15 protein-coding genes are annotated in these 16,556 nt (G+C 39.1%); 6 read left to right on the forward strand and 9 right to left on the reverse strand.

What is annotated here, in order from left to right:
* Positions 1–20: 20 nt before the first annotated feature.
* The 4 genes from RCG21_RS08080 (at position 21) to ltrA (ending at position 6,712) form a co-directional block, all read left to right on the forward strand.
* Positions 21–341 (forward strand): YbjQ family protein, encoded by a 321-nt coding sequence (locus tag RCG21_RS08080; protein ID WP_133338438.1) that lies wholly within the window; start codon positions 21–23, stop codon positions 339–341.
* 492 nt (positions 342–833) lie between these two features.
* Positions 834–2,591, forward strand: a complete 1,758-nt coding sequence (locus RCG21_RS08085) for an ABC transporter ATP-binding protein (protein WP_133338436.1) — start codon at positions 834–836, stop codon at positions 2,589–2,591.
* A complete protein-coding gene (locus tag RCG21_RS08090; RefSeq protein WP_308913057.1) occupies positions 2,588–4,603 on the forward strand; it encodes an ABC transporter ATP-binding protein in 2,016 nt (671 codons plus the stop codon). The genes RCG21_RS08085 and RCG21_RS08090 overlap by 4 nt, the downstream gene beginning before the upstream one ends.
* A 675-nt stretch (positions 4,604–5,278) precedes the next feature.
* Positions 5,279–6,712 carry a group II intron reverse transcriptase/maturase gene (gene ltrA / locus RCG21_RS08095; RefSeq protein ID WP_133340727.1) on the forward strand — a complete coding sequence of 478 codons (1,434 nt, stop codon included), beginning with the start codon at positions 5,279–5,281 and terminating at the stop codon, positions 6,710–6,712.
* 292 nt (positions 6,713–7,004) lie between these two features.
* Here ltrA and RCG21_RS08100 read toward each other — a convergent pair whose 3' ends face one another.
* Positions 7,005–7,628 carry an NAD(P)-dependent oxidoreductase gene (locus RCG21_RS08100; RefSeq protein ID WP_308913058.1) on the reverse strand — a complete coding sequence of 208 codons (624 nt, stop codon included), beginning with the start codon at positions 7,626–7,628 and terminating at the stop codon, positions 7,005–7,007.
* A gap of 315 nt (positions 7,629–7,943) precedes the next feature.
* Here RCG21_RS08100 and fumC point away from each other — a divergent pair, with 315 nt between their 5' ends.
* Positions 7,944–9,323 carry a class II fumarate hydratase gene (gene fumC, locus RCG21_RS08105; RefSeq protein ID WP_133332751.1) on the forward strand — a complete coding sequence of 460 codons (1,380 nt, stop codon included), beginning with the start codon at positions 7,944–7,946 and terminating at the stop codon, positions 9,321–9,323.
* Between the two features lie 75 nt (positions 9,324–9,398).
* On the opposite strand, the gene RCG21_RS08110 is transcribed toward fumC, so the two are convergent.
* Entirely contained in the window at positions 9,399–9,608 is a 210-nt protein-coding gene (locus tag RCG21_RS08110) for an alpha/beta-type small acid-soluble spore protein (RefSeq protein WP_026574432.1), read from the reverse strand.
* 351 nt (positions 9,609–9,959) lie between these two features.
* On the opposite strand from RCG21_RS08110, the gene RCG21_RS08115 reads away from it, so the two are divergent.
* On the forward strand, positions 9,960–10,112 hold the full coding sequence (locus RCG21_RS08115; RefSeq protein ID WP_308913059.1) for a hypothetical protein: 153 nt from the start codon (positions 9,960–9,962) through the stop codon (positions 10,110–10,112).
* Positions 10,113–10,146: 34 nt separating this feature from the next.
* Here RCG21_RS08115 and RCG21_RS08120 read toward each other — a convergent pair whose 3' ends face one another.
* The 7 genes from RCG21_RS08120 to RCG21_RS08150 form a co-directional block, all read right to left on the reverse strand.
* The gene (locus RCG21_RS08120; RefSeq protein ID WP_026574434.1) at positions 10,147–11,259 is read right to left on the reverse strand and encodes an ABC transporter ATP-binding protein; all 1,113 of its coding nucleotides are present in this window, start codon (positions 11,257–11,259) and stop codon (positions 10,147–10,149) included.
* A 109-nt stretch (positions 11,260–11,368) separates the two neighbouring features.
* Positions 11,369–12,274 carry a PucR family transcriptional regulator gene (locus tag RCG21_RS08125; protein WP_133332749.1) on the reverse strand — a complete coding sequence of 302 codons (906 nt, stop codon included), beginning with the start codon at positions 12,272–12,274 and terminating at the stop codon, positions 11,369–11,371.
* A 97-nt stretch (positions 12,275–12,371) separates the two neighbouring features.
* The gene (locus RCG21_RS08130) at positions 12,372–12,563 is read right to left on the reverse strand and encodes a hypothetical protein (protein ID WP_372512604.1); all 192 of its coding nucleotides are present in this window, start codon (positions 12,561–12,563) and stop codon (positions 12,372–12,374) included.
* 74 nt (positions 12,564–12,637) lie between these two features.
* Positions 12,638–12,850, reverse strand: a complete 213-nt coding sequence (locus tag RCG21_RS08135; RefSeq protein WP_133332747.1) for a YheE family protein — start codon at positions 12,848–12,850, stop codon at positions 12,638–12,640.
* Between the two features lie 90 nt (positions 12,851–12,940).
* Complete coding sequence (locus RCG21_RS08140; RefSeq protein ID WP_235824691.1) at positions 12,941–14,116, reverse strand: YheC/YheD family endospore coat-associated protein; 1,176 nt, start codon at positions 14,114–14,116, stop codon at positions 12,941–12,943.
* A complete protein-coding gene (locus RCG21_RS08145; protein WP_133332746.1) occupies positions 14,113–15,474 on the reverse strand; it encodes a YheC/YheD family endospore coat-associated protein in 1,362 nt (453 codons plus the stop codon). Before RCG21_RS08145 ends, RCG21_RS08140 begins: the two co-directional genes overlap by 4 nt.
* Entirely contained in the window at positions 15,452–16,555 is a 1,104-nt protein-coding gene (locus tag RCG21_RS08150; protein WP_133332745.1) for a YheC/YheD family endospore coat-associated protein, read from the reverse strand. Before RCG21_RS08150 ends, RCG21_RS08145 begins: the two co-directional genes overlap by 23 nt.
* Position 16,556 lies beyond the last annotated feature (1 nt).

A 16,556-nucleotide genomic window follows, 5' to 3' on the forward strand; every position in this document is an offset into this window, starting at 1 on the left:
GTATGATAGGGGTGATTAGGATGATGGTTGTAACAGCGGATACATTACCTGGTTGGGAAATAAAGGAATTATTGGGGTTAGTAAAGGGAAGTACCGTACAGTCCAAGCATATTGGCAAGGATTTAATGGCAGGATTAAAAACAATTGTTGGCGGCGAAATCAAAGAGTATACAGACATGTTAAATGAGGCAAGGCAAAAAGCGATTGAAAGAATGATTATAGAAGCAGAAGAAATGGGCGCAAATGCGATCATTGCGATGAGACTGGAAACCTGTTCTGTTATGCAGGGTGCCTCTGAAATTATTGCCTATGGAACTGCTGTCTGGGCTGAAACATTCTAAAAAATGGGAATTGACTTTGGAATAAACTGGTGATAATCTAACAGAGGAAGAAAAAAAAGGAAAAGGAGGGTTACAAAATGAACATGAATGGATTGAATCAAATGTCAGTAAAAATTGAATATTTTAATGTAACCTGTCCAAGTAGGGTCACTAAGTAATCCTTTCCTTTGATTGAATTTTTTTACGAACAACACAGGTTACGTTTCTTTTCCGATGCGTAATGTGTGTTTTTTTGTCTCTTTTTTTAATCAGAGGCATACTGCACAACAGCGGTATGCCTCTTTTTATTTTCATTTAGGCTGTGTTAAAGGAGAATTTTGATTTTTGAACAACGTTGATTGGAGCGGAAATCAACAACTAAAATTAACAGAGCCTTCATTAAAAAAAACAAGGAGGAATAGGTGATGATTAAATTTTTAGGAATGAGAATTGAAAATAACAAAAATGAGCTAGATGGCGGTTAGTTAAACAACCAAAAGGAGGAATACAGCGATGTTTTCGGTGTTAAAAAAATTAAGCTGGTTTTTTAAAGAAAACAGGAAAAGGTATACTATAGCAATCTTTCTATTAATTTTCGTCGGTATATTGGATGTCCTTCCACCCAAATTAATTGGAATGGCGATAGATGATATTCATTTCGGTGAAATGAGTAAAAATAAAATTTTACAATACCTAGGAATTCTATTAGTGATTATGGTTTCATCCTATGGAATTACCTATGTTTGGCAGTATCAATTATTCGGCGGTGCCTTCCTGGTGGAAAGAAAACTACGGTCCAAGTTTATGAGGCATCTTTTAAAAATGACTCCGGCATTTTATGAGAAAAATCGTACAGGAGACCTGATGGCTCGGGCAACGAATGACCTAAAGGCCATTTCCATTACAGCGGGTTTCGGGATTCTTACTTTGGTGGATTCCAGTGCCTGGATGCTGACCCTCCTCCTGACGATGGGCTTTTTCATCAGCTGGGAATTAACCTTGGCTGCAATTATTCCTCTACCAGTTATGGCGGTCCTGATGCAGATTTATGGAAAAAGGATACACACCCGTTTTATGGAAGCACAGGATGCCTTTGGAGAGTTAAACGACCGCGTCCTCGAATCTGTTGCCGGAGTCCGGGTTATTCGTGCCTATGTCCAGGAAAAAGCTGATGCAGCAAGATTCCATCAATTAACCGAAGATGTATTTTATAAAAATATTAAAGTAGCAAAGATTGATTCCTTATTCGATCCAACCATCAAGGTTTTAGTTGGGATCAGTTATTTAATAGGAATTGGGTATGGCACCTATTTAGTGTTCCATCAGGCCATTACATTGGGGGACCTTGTATCCTTTAATGTATATCTTGGAATGCTGATTTGGCCGATGTTCGCCATCGGTGAGTTAATTAATGTGATGCAAAGGGGAAATGCTTCACTTGATCGTGTAAATGAAACACTTTCTTATCGTGAAGAGGTAGGAAATCCTCTACAGCCAAAGGAGATTCTTTCAGCAAACTCACTTCAATATAAGGAGGTAAACTTTCGTTATCCTTCTTCGAAATTTAATAACCTGCAAAATATCAATCTTCAATTGCTCCAAGGTCAAACCCTTGGAATTGTCGGAAAGACCGGCAGTGGCAAAACGACCTTTATTAAACAGCTTCTAAGGCAATACCCGCTCGGGACAGGAGATTTATTCATTTCCGGGACATCTATAGAAGAATTGAGCTTAGCTCAGGTTCGTAATTGGATTGGGTATGTTCCACAGGATCATATTCTATTTTCTAGAAGTGTAAAAGAGAATATTCTATTCGGAAATAAAGAGGCAAATGAGATGGATTTAGAGGAAGCGATTGAGCTTGCGGCTTTCCGGAAGGATTTGCAAATGCTGCCGGATGGGTTAAATACACTTGTTGGCGAAAAAGGGGTTGCTCTTTCAGGAGGGCAGAAGCAAAGAATTTCGATTGCCAGAGCCCTGATTAAAAAACCGGAAATTCTTATTCTGGACGATTCCTTATCAGCTGTGGATGCCAAAACGGAGAAAAGAATTATTGAGAATATCCGCAAAGTTAGGCAGGAAAAAACCACGATTATTACAACCCACCGAATGTCAGCTGTCCAGCATGCAGATCATATCATTGTCCTTGCTGAAGGCAGCATCGTAGAAGAAGGGACACACGAACAACTTATGCAGCAAAACGGCTGGTATAAGGAACAATTCATTCGCCAGCAAGTTGAAAATAAAGCTGACGAGGAGGTGTCAGTATGACTACAGGTAGAAGATTAATCCAATATGCGCTTTCGTATAAAAAAATCATTATTGCTGCCCTGTTGATGCTGACGATTTCTGTTGCGGCAGATTTGGCAGGTCCGTTTATTGCAAAGACTATTATTGATCAGCATATATTGGGAATCGAATCAAATTGGTATGAAACCACTAAAGGAAAAATGGCGGTAAATTATCACGAAAAATATTATAAACGGGAAAAATATTTTTCGGCTGGTGAACAAAAAGGGAATCACGTCCGTATTCTTCAAATCGGTTCAAAATTTGTATTTATCGAACAAAAGATTGATTTTGATGGAAAAAGAAGTTTTAAGAATGGACTCTTAACCATTAAAAAAGGGAATGAAAAAGCAGAATACAAGGCAGAAACTATTAAAGGCCGTGAATTACTTGCCTTTTATCAGCCCGAAATTCCGGGGATTTTTCAATTAATTCTTATTTATTTTGGATTATTGGTGGTATCGGCCTTCTTTCAATACGGTGAAAAATTTTTCCTGCAAAAGTCAGCCAACCGCATCATCCAAAAAATTCGCGAGGATGTGTATGGTCATATCCAGAGGTTACCCATTCAATATTTTGATAACCTTCCAGCGGGAAAAGTGGTGGCCCGAATTACCAATGATACAGAAGCCATCCGTGAGCTATATGTAACGGTATTGGCAACCTTTTTTACAAGTGCTATTTATATTACTGGCATCTATATTGCCCTGTTTATCTTAAATGTAAAGCTTGCTGCGATTTGTCTGTTATTATTACCGATTCTTTATGCCTGGATGCTGGTGTATCGGAAATATGCCTCAAAGTATAATCGGGTTATTCGCTCAAGAAATAGTGATATTAATGCAATGGTTAATGAATCGATTCAGGGAATGAATATTATTCAAGCGTTTAACCGGGAAAACCATACACAAGCTGATTTTGAAAAATTAAATCATGAGCATTTTAAATTTCAAAACAAATTGTTAAGTTTAAATTCACTTACTTCCCATAATCTTGTGGGGATTTTACGAAATCTTGTGTTTGTCGCTTTTATTTGGTATTTTGGCGGGCAGTCACTGACACCTTCTGCCGTCATCTCCCTTGGTATGCTATATGCGTTTGTTGACTATGTGAATCGGCTGTTCCAGCCTGTTCAAGGTATCGTGAACCAATTGGCGAATTTAGAGCAAGCATTGGTTGCAGGCGAACGCGTATTCAAGCTCATGGATGAGCCGGGAGAAAATGTCAGCACGGAACGAATCCCAAGGTTCAAAGGAAACATTAAGTTTGATCACGTTTCCTTTGGTTACAAAGAAGGGGAATTCGTCCTTAAGAATATTAGTTTTGAAGCGAATCACGGAGAAGCGGTAGCGCTCGTTGGCCATACGGGGTCAGGAAAGAGTTCGATTATGAATTTGCTGTTTCGTTTTTACGATTGCCAAAAGGGGAAAATTACTATAGATGGAAAAGATATTGAAAGTATTCCACGGCAAACGATTCGAAATCATATGGGGATTGTTCTGCAGGATCCGTATTTATTTACGGGAACGATTGCCTCAAATGTAAGTTTGGATGACCCGGGGATTTCGCGGGAAAAAGTGGAGAAAGCCTTAAAGGATGTAGGCGCTGAAATGGTGTTTAAGAATTTAGAAAAAGGCTATGATGAACCCGTCATTGAGAAGGGCAGTACGTTATCAAGCGGCCAGCGTCAGTTAATTTCCTTTGCCCGGGCACTTGTCTTTAATCCTGCAATTTTGATCTTAGATGAGGCGACATCCAGTATTGACACGGAGACGGAAGCATTGATTCAAGAAGCGATGGACGTTCTGAAAAAGGGGAGGACCACTTTTATCATTGCCCACCGACTCTCAACGATTCGAAATGCGGATCAGATTCTTGTTTTAGATCGGGGAGAGATTGTCGAGCAAGGCTCTCATGATGATTTAATGGCTTTAAAAGGAAAATACTATCAAATGTACCAGCTCCAGCAGGGTGGAGAAGAGCTCGCAGGATAGGATTTAAAGGGAACCAAGTTGGTTCCCTTTTTGTGCGACGGGCAGTCGCATGGAGTGTTGATCTGTCGACACTCTTCTTTTCATTATCTGACAGAGACGTCATCTCGGTGAAACGACTGGTTGATGATGATGATACTGAATCCCAGATGGTGAAAGTCCATCTCCGAGGAGACTGACCTAGCTCGGGAAGCTTAATCTAGGGCAATACCGTGAGGTATTGTCTGAAGGAGATGCGGTAAGTCGAGAGACCCGTAGGCAACTAGATAGACCCTAATGCAATAAGTGTGAAGCACGGCGGCGGGATAAGTTGGCGACTCTTCGAAAAGTGAGGAAGCCCGCTAAAGGGGCATTTTCTTTAGAAGTCAGAGCGAGAAAATGTGACTTATAACGTGGTGGTGCAGGGTATGTCTAGAAGGGAAATGCGATAACCCCGTGAGGTCTCCACCTTACCAAACAGGCAGGGTTCTAGTCTATAAGGGTAATCCGAAATGACGAGGAACGGGTGGAGAAGTCAGACGTTCTCATAGTACGGAAGTAATTCGATGACCATAACATCGAGTGAACGGAAGGGGAACGACCTATGGCTCCAAGCCATTAACTAGGTGTAATGTAAACAATCATGTTACTGCGGTAAAACCGTTTGAATGTACATCAAGGAAAGGCGTGGAATACGCAATGAATCAAGAGTGGAAGTTTAAATTACACAGTGTATATGGGCAGATATTGTTTGACCGAAAATTAACCCAAAGCTTCGAACAAGTTAAAGCAAACAAAGGGGCAGGAGGAATCGACGGAGAAACAATTGAAAGTTATGATGCCAAATTACAAGAAAACATCATGGAACTTCTAAACAAATTGAGAGCAAAGACTTACCAAGCTCAACCAGTCAGAAGAGTATACATACCAAAGAAGAATGGAAAGAAACGTCCTTTAGGTATTCCAACTATCGGGGACCGCATAGTTCAACAAAGTATTGTAAATGTACTACAGCCAAAATTTGAAGATTTGTTGTTTCATAACTGGTCGGTTGGATACAGACCGAATCGAGGGGTACAAAGAGCCCTGCAAATAATCCTCTGGAATATTGAACAAGGATATAACCATATTTACGATTGTGATATAAAAGGTTTCTTTGACAATATACCCCATAATAAACTGATTGGGGTTTTAAAGAAATATGTGTCAGACCGTACGGTCCTGAGTTTGGTTGAACAATGGTTAAAGGCTGGGCACATGGAAGAGGGGAAACTTATCCATTCTGACTATGGCACACCTCAAGGCGGCGTCATCTCACCACTACTTGCAAATGTATACCTTAATGAACTTGACTGGGAGTGGGACTTGAATGGTATTCGATTTGTCAGATATGCAGATGATTTCTTGTTATTTGCTAAATCAAACGAAGAAATCAAGAAGGCGGCTACCTTAACTAAGAATAAGTTAGCTGAGTTGGGACTGGAAATCTCTAAAGAGAAGACCAGAGTTGTCAACTTTGATAAGGACGACTTTGACTTTTTAGGGTTCACATTCCATCATTGGACAAAGAGAAGGAAAGATAATAAACCCTTCTTTAATGTTACACCAAAGGAAGAATCCATCAGGGATTTTCGATTGAAAATCAAGGAAAAGACTAGGAAATCCCTAACTCTTAGCAAAGAAGAATGGATAAATCGGGTAAATCCTATTATTAGAGGTAAGGTAAATTACTATGTGACTATTATCAAAGCGGTAAAAGCAAACGAAGAATACGGACAAAAGAGTCACTGTAGAACTCGATGGATAAGGAAAATTCTTGAGCGAATTGATGGATATATAAGAAAAAGACTGCGTGTTGCGTTAATCCATAAGCACCCAACCCAAAGAAAAGGTATGAGAATGAATACCCTTTGGAATAACGAATTCTTTTTAAAGATTAAACTAATCCCATCCTATTGGCTTTATCTAAATAAAGCCTACGGATACACTATAGAACAATACCTAAGCGATATGAGTAAATCTGCAAAAAGAAGATTCCAATACAAAGTCAAAAGAGCAAAAGAAAAAGGTGAGGAATATTTTACCCCTCATCGCTTACAAAAGATGCAAAATGCCTGGAATGCATCCTCTTGATAAACATTGTAACATTTGGTAAGCCGTATGCCTTAATAGGGCACGTACGGTTTGATAAGGGGGAAGCCTCGAGAGAGGTTTCCCTACTTTCTTATAGGCTGTGTAAAAGGACAATGTTGATTTTTAAAAACGTTGATTGGAGCGGAAGGTGCGAGACTCCAGCGGGAGCAGCGGGACAGGTGAGACCCTACAGGCGCTCAAGTGCCGAGGAGGCTCACCGCCCGCCCCGCGGAAAGCGAGCATCCTGGAGCGGAAATCAACAACTAAGTTTAACAGAGGTTTTTTATAAAAACTAATAAGTCAACCCCACCCGAAAACCAACAAAATCCTCACGAAACAATTGCTGATAGGCAAAATCACCCGTATCATAAACAGAAATCGACGAAGGATTTTTCGGAAGAACATCTTTTTCATAGCGGTATTGCCCGATTCTTTCACCAAGCGGTAAATACGTCGGACAGACAATCGTCCAATCAAGGCCTGATTCTTTCAAAATTAAATAAGCACGTAAATGTTCCTCAGCATCACGGGTCGTTTTTCGTTTTGATTCCGTTGATTGAAAACGATAAAGCTGAGGTGCTGAACGGGCTTGTAGAATTCCGGCACTACCAATCGTGACGATTCGTTTAATCCCTTCGCTCTTCATATTTTTTATAATCAGTGGCATGGAATCAGAAAGTGTAGACATGCCATCCGTATTCAAGGCACTAACTACTACATCCGCACCTTTGATCACCTGAGCAATTTTACTTTCTTCTAAAGCATTCCCCTTAATCATCGATAACCGGGAATCCTTATTTAAGGATAGTTTATCTGGATATCTTACAAGTGCTTGTACATCATGTTGGTCGGAAAGGGCGTTAGCTAAAATAATCGAACCCACTCTCCCTGTTGCTCCCAAAAGGCAAATGTTCACAAAAAGTTCACTTCCTAACCTTAAAGTTGTTGATATTTATCACAGGATTACGCTGCTTCCTATGATAACTTAAAATTGTTTAAGTATATTTATAAGGAGGGACATGTGTATGTCTGAGTATTCTGTAGTGCTGACAATCGGAAGTTTTTTAATCCTATCTTATTATATTATATATACCATCGTGAAAGTATAAGCCTGCAGACAGATTGTCTGCAGTTTTTTAATTTAACACAAGCCCCCTCCACCATTTTTATAAATAAAATGGATAAGAATGGGAATATATATGTAGAGGAAAAAACAAGTGAGGTGGGTTTTTTGGAGAATTTCAGAATTGAAAAGGATACACTAGGAGAGGTTCATGTGCCTGCGGATAAGTTCTGGGGGGCACAAACACAGCGCAGTAAGGAAAATTTTAAAATTGGAAGAGAAAAAATTCCATTAGAAATGGTTTATGCTTTAACCTACATAAAAAAAGCAGCCTCAATGGTAAATGGGCAACTTGGAAAGTTGAATGAAACAAAAATGGAGGCCATCAAGAGTGTATGTGATGACATTCTTAACGGGAAATATGATGAGCATTTTCCTCTGGCAGTCTGGCAGACAGGAAGCGGGACTCAAACGAATATGAATGTAAATGAAGTGATTGCGAATCGTGCAAATGAAAGGCTAAAAGGGGAGGGGAAAGCAGAGAAAATACATCCTAATGATGATGTAAACATGTCACAAAGTTCGAATGATACCTTCCCAACCGCCATGCATATTGCCGCTTATAAGAAATTAATTGAGCACTTAATTCCTTCGCTTCAAGAACTAAAAAACACACTAGAGGAAAAAGAGATTTCCTTTAAGGGATTAGTTAAAATTGGGAGAACTCATCTTCAGGATGCAACTCCACTAACATTAGGCCAGGAAATAAGCGGCTGGAGAGCGATGCTTGAAAAAAATGAGAAAATGATCACGGATGCCTGCCAATATTTACTTGACTTGGCGATTGGCGGTACAGCAGTAGGAACCGGTATCAACGCACATCCCGAGTTTGGAGCTAAAATGGCTGAAAAACTTTCAGAGCTGACGGGGCATCCCTTTCGCTCCTCACAAAATAAATTTCAGGCTTTAACCAGTCATGATGAAATTGTTTTTGTTCACGGCTCATTAAAAGCACTTGCTGCCGATTTATTGAAAATAGCCAATGATATAAGATGGCTTGCCAGCGGTCCAAGAAGCGGTATCGGTGAAATCAGTATTCCTGCTAATGAGCCGGGAAGTTCGATTATGCCAGGGAAGGTAAATCCTACTCAAAGTGAGGCCTTAACAATGGTTGTTTGCCAGATTTTTGGAAATGATGCTGCTATCGGCTTTGCTGCAAGTCAGGGGAACTTTGAATTAAATGTGTTCAAACCAATGATTATCTTTGATTTAATTCAGTCGATTACATTACTTTCTGACGGAATGCGCTCCTTTAACGAAAACTGTGCAAAAGGAATAGAGGCAAATGTGGATATAATCAGGCAGCATGTAGAAAATTCGTTAATGCTGGTCACAGCATTAAATCCGCATATCGGTTATGAAAAAGCTGCAGAAATAGCCAAACTGGCATTTAAAGAAAACACCACGCTCAAAGAAGCTGCTGAAAAAACAGGTTATGTTTCTCCAGATCAATTTGATGAATGGATTAAACCTGAAAAAATGGTCTAAAATGAAAGCCCCCTCTTCGAAAGAGGGGGCTTAGCCATATTATTTATTTTTTTTATTTACCAAATTACCCTTTGATTAACGGTTGAATGCGCCGCCGCCAAGTTGAGATTCAGCCATTGCAACAAGACGCTTTGTGATTTCTCCTCCAACAGATCCATTTGCACGAGAAGTAGTATCTGCTCCAAGATTTACGCCAAACTCTGATGCAATTTCATACTTCATTTGATCAAGTGCCTGTTGAACGCCTGGTACTAAAAGTTGATTAGAGTTGTTGTTACTTGCCATAGTTGAATAACACTCCTCTTAATAAATTTGGGGTCAGTATGGAATTGAACCATAATGGTTGAACCATTGCCGCCTTGGCCTAACCCATCGTTGAAATGTTTCTGTGTTTCTGTGTGTTTGTGTTTTTGTGTTGCTTTGTATTCTCTATTATGTTTAAAAATGAGAAGCTTATGCGAATGAGTGATTGGTAGTTTATTCCACTATTTTTGTTTTCCAAAACGAGCAAACTAATTTCATCTTATAACCTAAAGGGTGAGAGCTATGTCAGTGTGCCCGGTATGTAATGGATTACGGGAAGTATACTTACTATGCACGAATTGCGGAGATCCTATGTTAGAAAGTGGAAGACTGATGGATTTTTATGATGACTACAGTCCTTATATGGAGATTGATTTAATGAAAATGGAAGATGGATATCCGGATTCATATTCAGGGAATAAGTGCCCTCATCTATATCGATGCCCATCCTGTTTAGCCGATACAGTTGTATTTATAAAAGAATAAGCCCGTATAAAACGGGCTTATTCCAAAGAAGAACCTATTTTTCATTGTTTGGTCGAATACGGAATTCGTTGTCGACATCAAAGAAATGTGCTTTATTTAAATCAAATGCAAGTTCAATGGTATCTCCTGGTTTAACATCAGCGCGTGAATCTAGTCTGGCAACAAAATCCTGTTCGCCAATGGATGAATAAACCATTAATTCCGCACCAGTTAATTCAGCCACATCCACTTTTGCAGAAATTTTTGTACCGATTGAAGCTTCAATGAATACTGGCTCATCATGAATATCTTCAGGGCGGACCCCTAGAATGATGGATTTTCCGACATAGCCTTGCTCACGAAGGTATTTCATTTTACCTTCCGGAACGGCGATGGAGTTTTTGCCAATGACAAATTTTCCATCTTCAAGCTTCCCACTTAAGAAGTTCATGGCTGGAGAACCGATAAAACCGCCAACAAAAACATTTTCTGGTTTTTCATAAACTTCTTTTGGTGAACCAACTTGTTGGATAATACCGTCTTTCATGACCACAAGGCGAGTCGCCATTGTCATTGCCTCGGTTTGGTCATGGGTTACGTAAATCGTTGTGGTGTTAAGTCGACGGTGAAGCTTTGCAATCTCTGCACGCATTTGGACACGAAGCTTAGCATCAAGGTTTGATAATGGCTCGTCCATTAAGAATACCTTTGCATCACGAACAATTGCACGACCTAATGCAACACGTTGACGCTGACCACCGGAGAGTGCTTTTGGTTTACGAGTTAAATAAGGCTCCAAACCAAGGATTTTGGCTGCTTCTTTTACACGGCGGTCAATTTCATCCTTTGGAAACTTACGAAGTTTCAAACCAAACGCCATATTATCATAAACGGTCATATGCGGATATAATGCATAGTTTTGGAATACCATGGCAATATCACGATCTTTAGGAGCGACATCATTCACTCGCTTGCCATCAATGAAAAAATCTCCCTTTGAAATTTCTTCTAAACCGGCAATCATACGAAGCGTTGTTGATTTCCCACAGCCGGAAGGACCTACAAAAACGATAAACTCTTTATCATCAATATGAAGGTTAAAGTCTTCAACTGCAGTAACCTTATTATCATAAATTTTATAAATATGGTCTAATTTTAACTCAGCCATTTAACTGCCTCCCCTAATCAATTTATTCTATTCTCAGTTTACAAAGAAAGGGGAAAATTCGATATAGACAGGTTGCACAAAAAATGAAAACGCTTTTTTGGGCAGTATGTTACTTTGATCGATGTTCGAAGAGTAAACAGGCTAGAAAGACAGTAAAGGCACCGAAAAAATCCTTTAATTGAATCCCTGTTTTTTCGATAAATTTATCGATTCGATATTGAAGCGTGTTTCGATGAATATATAATTTTTTTGCAGTCAGGCTGGCATTTAAGTTATTTTCTAGAAAGGTTTTAATCGTAAAATACATATCAGGATCTTCATTAAACACTCCTGACAATTCTTGATGAATCATCTCCCGGAGTGTATCTGGCAGCTGAACGGTTAGAAAGGCTGGAAAAACACGTTGAAAGGTAAAAAAGCTGCTTTCTGTCAGATGATTTTGCCCGAATGTAAAGTATTCTTTTTCTCGCAAAAATTGCGAAGAAAGCCCTTTCGTAAATGGGGTGAATTTCCCAATATAAAAGAATGATTTTGCGTAAAAGTCACTTTCAAGGGTTTCGGACATCGTAAATAAATCTTTCTCCGGGAGGGACATTTGGTTCTTTTCTTCTACCAAAATGCCACTATTACCATTTTCCCAAATGATGATTACATCTTCCGAAAAAAATCCCTTTAATGCAGATTCAATCTCGGTTTGGTCCAAGTCATTTCCTTTAAAGTAGAAATGGATGAATCTAATTTGGATATCATGATCACAAGAAGGAGGTTGTCCATTTGTAAATAAAAATTCATACCATCGTTTTGAAAGATCACTTGACGGGATAATAGGGAATTCAATCCATTCATAAAGAGTTTTTAGCAGCATGAATTCTTGATCCGTTATGCATCCTTTTGGAATACCAATCCATTCATTTTCATGCTGGTTATAGAAGACATGAAATGATTCTGATGGACGATCAGGTTTTTTAGGAAATAAAACTGCTCCATCATACAAAGCTAATAATTTATTTAACATTGTTCATTTTCCCCATATCAAATTTTTGTCAGTTCCTTTTTTATTATAACAGTTTAAAGCTGAAAAAAGGCTGAACCGAAAAACGGCTCAGCCAAGATTATTCAACCTCATATGGGGGCTCTTCTTCTTTTAGGTCACGGGCTTCTTCAATATTGGTGGAATCATAACGAGCATGAACAGATCCGCCGGACATTCCCTCATTCATCATTCGGTCGATATCAAGGAAAACCTGGTCACGGCCTTCGTATTCCAAATCTTGCTGAGTTGAATTATCTTTTTCCTTTTTCAAGATTATCGCTCCCTTTCCCATTTTCTCCTAATTAGTTTGTGGAAAGGTCTCATTTTCATACGTAAAAGAAAAGATTAGTGATCATAAACATGGTAAAGCATAAGCTCGTGAACCTGACTAGTTAACCATTCAACCTCTTCTTGTAATGGGGGTACAAGAGTCCATTCGATTTTTCCTGTTTGATTATAGATGCCCGTATATCTTTGTTTCTTATAGTAAAAGGAAAAACTCCAGCCGGGAATATTTTGGTTTTTAAAGAGCGGCTTAAACTGAAAATGCATGAGCAAGGTAATCATCCCCTCAGGTAAGTTGTCCCTTTTAGCTTACCTTGTTCATGGGAGGAAGGAAATACTGAATTTATGGAAATATTAAAAAAGTTAAAAATTAGTGATTTGGTAAAATAAGCTGCAAAGCTTTTCAATTTTCCTAGTTTCTATTTCTGTTTCGTCAAAACTCATTGGTTTTGAATTAATTTCATAAAGATAATAATTCCCGGAATCGCTGACGCACGCATCAATGGAAAATTCGCCAAAAAACCCAAGCTCATCCGATAGAACCTTTCCAGCATGCTTGACGATTGTCTGAATAAATTCATCGTGTTCATTCGTTTGAAGGAGCTGATAAGGGAGAAGTCTGCCTCCTAGCGGAACATGGGTAGTGAGATCTTGATGATACGATTGGCGAATTCCAATCCCTGTAATTTGATAATCATTTTGCACTGCATGGACGAGAATTCGAAAATCAAAGCGATTCCCTTCAAATTCGGCGGAGTCAATCTCTTCTTGTGCCAAATAATGCTTTGAGGTTAGTTCCTGCTCCCAGTGCTCCCAAAAGGCTTGAAAAGTGGGGAAGTTTTCATTTCTTTTAAGGCCCTGAAGAAAGATTTCATTATTTTCAATTAGTTTTAATCGGTAAATTCCTTTTCCTTTGGCTGATTGAGCAGGTTTTAAATAAATATTTCCATGTTTTTGGAGAAATAAAAACAGGTCTTTTTTTGGAAATGCCAAAATCGTTTCAGGCAAAAAATTTTGGAGAATCGGATGATTTTTAAAGAGGAAATGAAGTTCAGCTTTGTCGATAAAACATGGGTTGAAGAATGGGATATTCTTTTCCTTCAAGATTTGGAAAACATGTTGACTCTGCTCAGCCTGTTCATAGTTTCGAAAAGGTATTCGATTATAGACAAGGTCAGGAAAGGGGACAGTAATTTTAATCCAATTCTCTTGTGCAGGAAGGAATGTAAATCCTTCAATAGAATCATCGTGAACTCCTTCGGATGTAAAGATAAAGCTTATTCCACCGTGTGAAATAAGCTTTTTTTGGAGTTCTATAAAGAGGGGCCCATTACCGGTAATTGCCCCATTTCTTTTTTGAGCTGTCATGATTCCAATGAGCGGCCCAAGATGATTATTTTTTATCCCCAATTCAAAGCTCAAATAATCCGGAACGGCTTGTTTGAAGCAAATCGGCTGCTTCTCTCCGCCAAGAGTTAAGGTCCCTTCCATCTCACTTTGATACCACTGTGTCGCAACTGGGTCAAAGTAAATTTTCATTTGAATAATTCCTCAGGATGTAAAATGGATTGTTCGGTAATAAAGATGGCGAATGCAAGGGTAAGTTTCCGGGTTAATAAGTCAAATTCCTCTAAATCGGGATGATTGAAGATTGATCTTCCTGGTTTCGAATTGGCTTCAAAAAGCCAAACGTCCCCATTCCGGTCAATTCCTAAATCGAAGCCAATTTCTCCAATAATACCTTCGATATTATGTTCGAGGGCTTCACTTAACAATAGGGCTGCATGGGAGAGTTTTTCGGTATAGAGTGCATTTTCTTCCCCAAGGAAAATTTCCTCGAGTGTTTTAATATCCCCACCGCTCCTCTTATGGGTTGTTACACTGCCGAGGCCAGCAATTTTTGCAGCAATTGCTGTTACCTGCCATTTTCCTTCCTCATCCTTATTAGTGTGGACTCGAAAATCAACCGGCCGTTTCTCGTGACGAAGCAAATGAATTCCCTGTTGTACAAGCATTTTATCTAAACGTTGAGTGGCAAAAACATTAGGAAATAATTTTTCAAGACTTGAGAATTTCCGTAGTCGATTTACGAAGTCCTCATCCTGATAGCGGCAAAAATACTCGCCCGTATGTTTATCGTAAATAATTTGATGGACACCCAATCCAAGACTCCCATTTTTCGGTTTGATATAAACATGCCCATATTTGGCCAGCATCGTTTCAATTAAGGAAAAGGATGTAAACGGGATGGTTTCGGGTAAAAAGTTTGCTGCTAAACCATCCTGCTGGAGTCTTTCATACACATCAAGTTTATTGAAAAAACCCGGATTATACCAGGGAATTAGATAATCCTTTTGAAGCTTTTCTTTCACTTTAATTAATTTAGGGTTCCTTTCGCTTTTGCGATTGGGAAGACGGTCATAAATGACATTAGGGAATGGAACATCAAAGGTCTGCCATGTATTTTTGTGGTAAAAAAACCCGTTAATGAGTCCCTGCTCCCAATCTATATGTTGTTCACCAAACACAAAAGGCAAGGCCCCTGAATTTTTAACCGATAGAAGCTTGGTAAATAGCTGTGTTCTCTCTCCCATCGGCTGTGCAGGAAAAGGCGTGAAGCCAGCGGTGAAAATCCCAATCAGTGGACCGATATGGAGAGTTTGCTTATCTAAAAAGACATGCATTGGAACAGCCAGGTCAGGTAAAGACAAAGCTTCCTGGATAGCCTTACTAAGAACAATCCGATCACTCTTATCAGGATGCGGGAAAAAATGAACCTCGGTTGATTTGGAACCGAATGCGATTTTATTAATTGCTTCTCCCTTCAAGATGGAGGAGGGACAGAAAACAATCTGTTGGTTGTTTGGAGCAATCTCAATTCGATAGTGTTTTCTCATATAAGTTCTTCCTTTCTTGTAAATCAGACTGAGAAAGGTATTTTCCATAGAGAAGCGGCGCAAGGTCAAGAGTTTCTTTTAAGTCTTTCCGGGTCTGTAAGAGGACCTTTCTTCCGGGTTTTGAATTCATATCCAGAATCCATAGTGAACCGTTTTTCGCAAGTCCAATATCGACACCAATTTCAAATAAAGGTAAAAACTCTTTTTCAAGTAATGGGGGAAGATGTGTAATAATATATTCCAACTCACTGCAAATAAAGTCTTTATTGTGTGCTGGTAAGGTGGAGAGCCATGTAGGAAAGTCTTGGGCTGAACCGCCAGCACTTAAGTTTGATAGGATTCCACCGGTTGTTCCGACTCGAACTCCTTTCCCTCGTTCAACCCATACGCCATTTTCGTCTTTTTGGATAAAAATGCGGATATCAAAGGGCTGAAAATCGTCATTATATAGCTCTAAATATGGTTGATATAGGTATTTGTGCTGCTTCAATAGGGTCTTTAACCAGGCCATTAATTTGGCCTCATTTGGAAAAATGTGGGAAATGATTTTTTTGTTTTTTTCTGTTTTGACATGGAAGGTTTTGTCATTCTTTTTTAAATAATAAATGCCATAGCCTTGTGAGCCATTAATTGGCTTTAAAATGATTTTCTTTGTTTTATCCAGTTCTTTTAACAATCCTGTAATTTCATTCACTGGGTATGATTTCGGTAAATAAGCGGATAAAATTGAACTGCGTAATGCTTCGTAAAGGTCTAATTTATTAGGCAGACCATATCCTAAAAAGGTAATATCATCCCTGCTCTTTAACCAGGATACAATGGGCAAACATTGCTTCGAATGCTCATCCTCCCCGTAAAAGCAGCGATCATATAATATGGTTGGGATTGGAAATTCACATTCTACCCAACGGTTTATCTCTGAATCGAATTTTTTTCCTTTTACTTGAAGGCTATGGGGATGGATTTGGGAAGGGATAAAGCGGAAACATTCTATACCGCAAGAGTGTGCTTTTGCTGCAATTCCATCAAGATAGGAAGTCTCACTATCTATATTTAATGTCATAATACCTAATGCAATCAAA

It is taken from the genome of Bacillus salipaludis (assembly GCF_030938565.1).
Taxonomy (GTDB): domain Bacteria; phylum Bacillota; class Bacilli; order Bacillales; family Cytobacillaceae; genus Neobacillus; species Neobacillus salipaludis_A.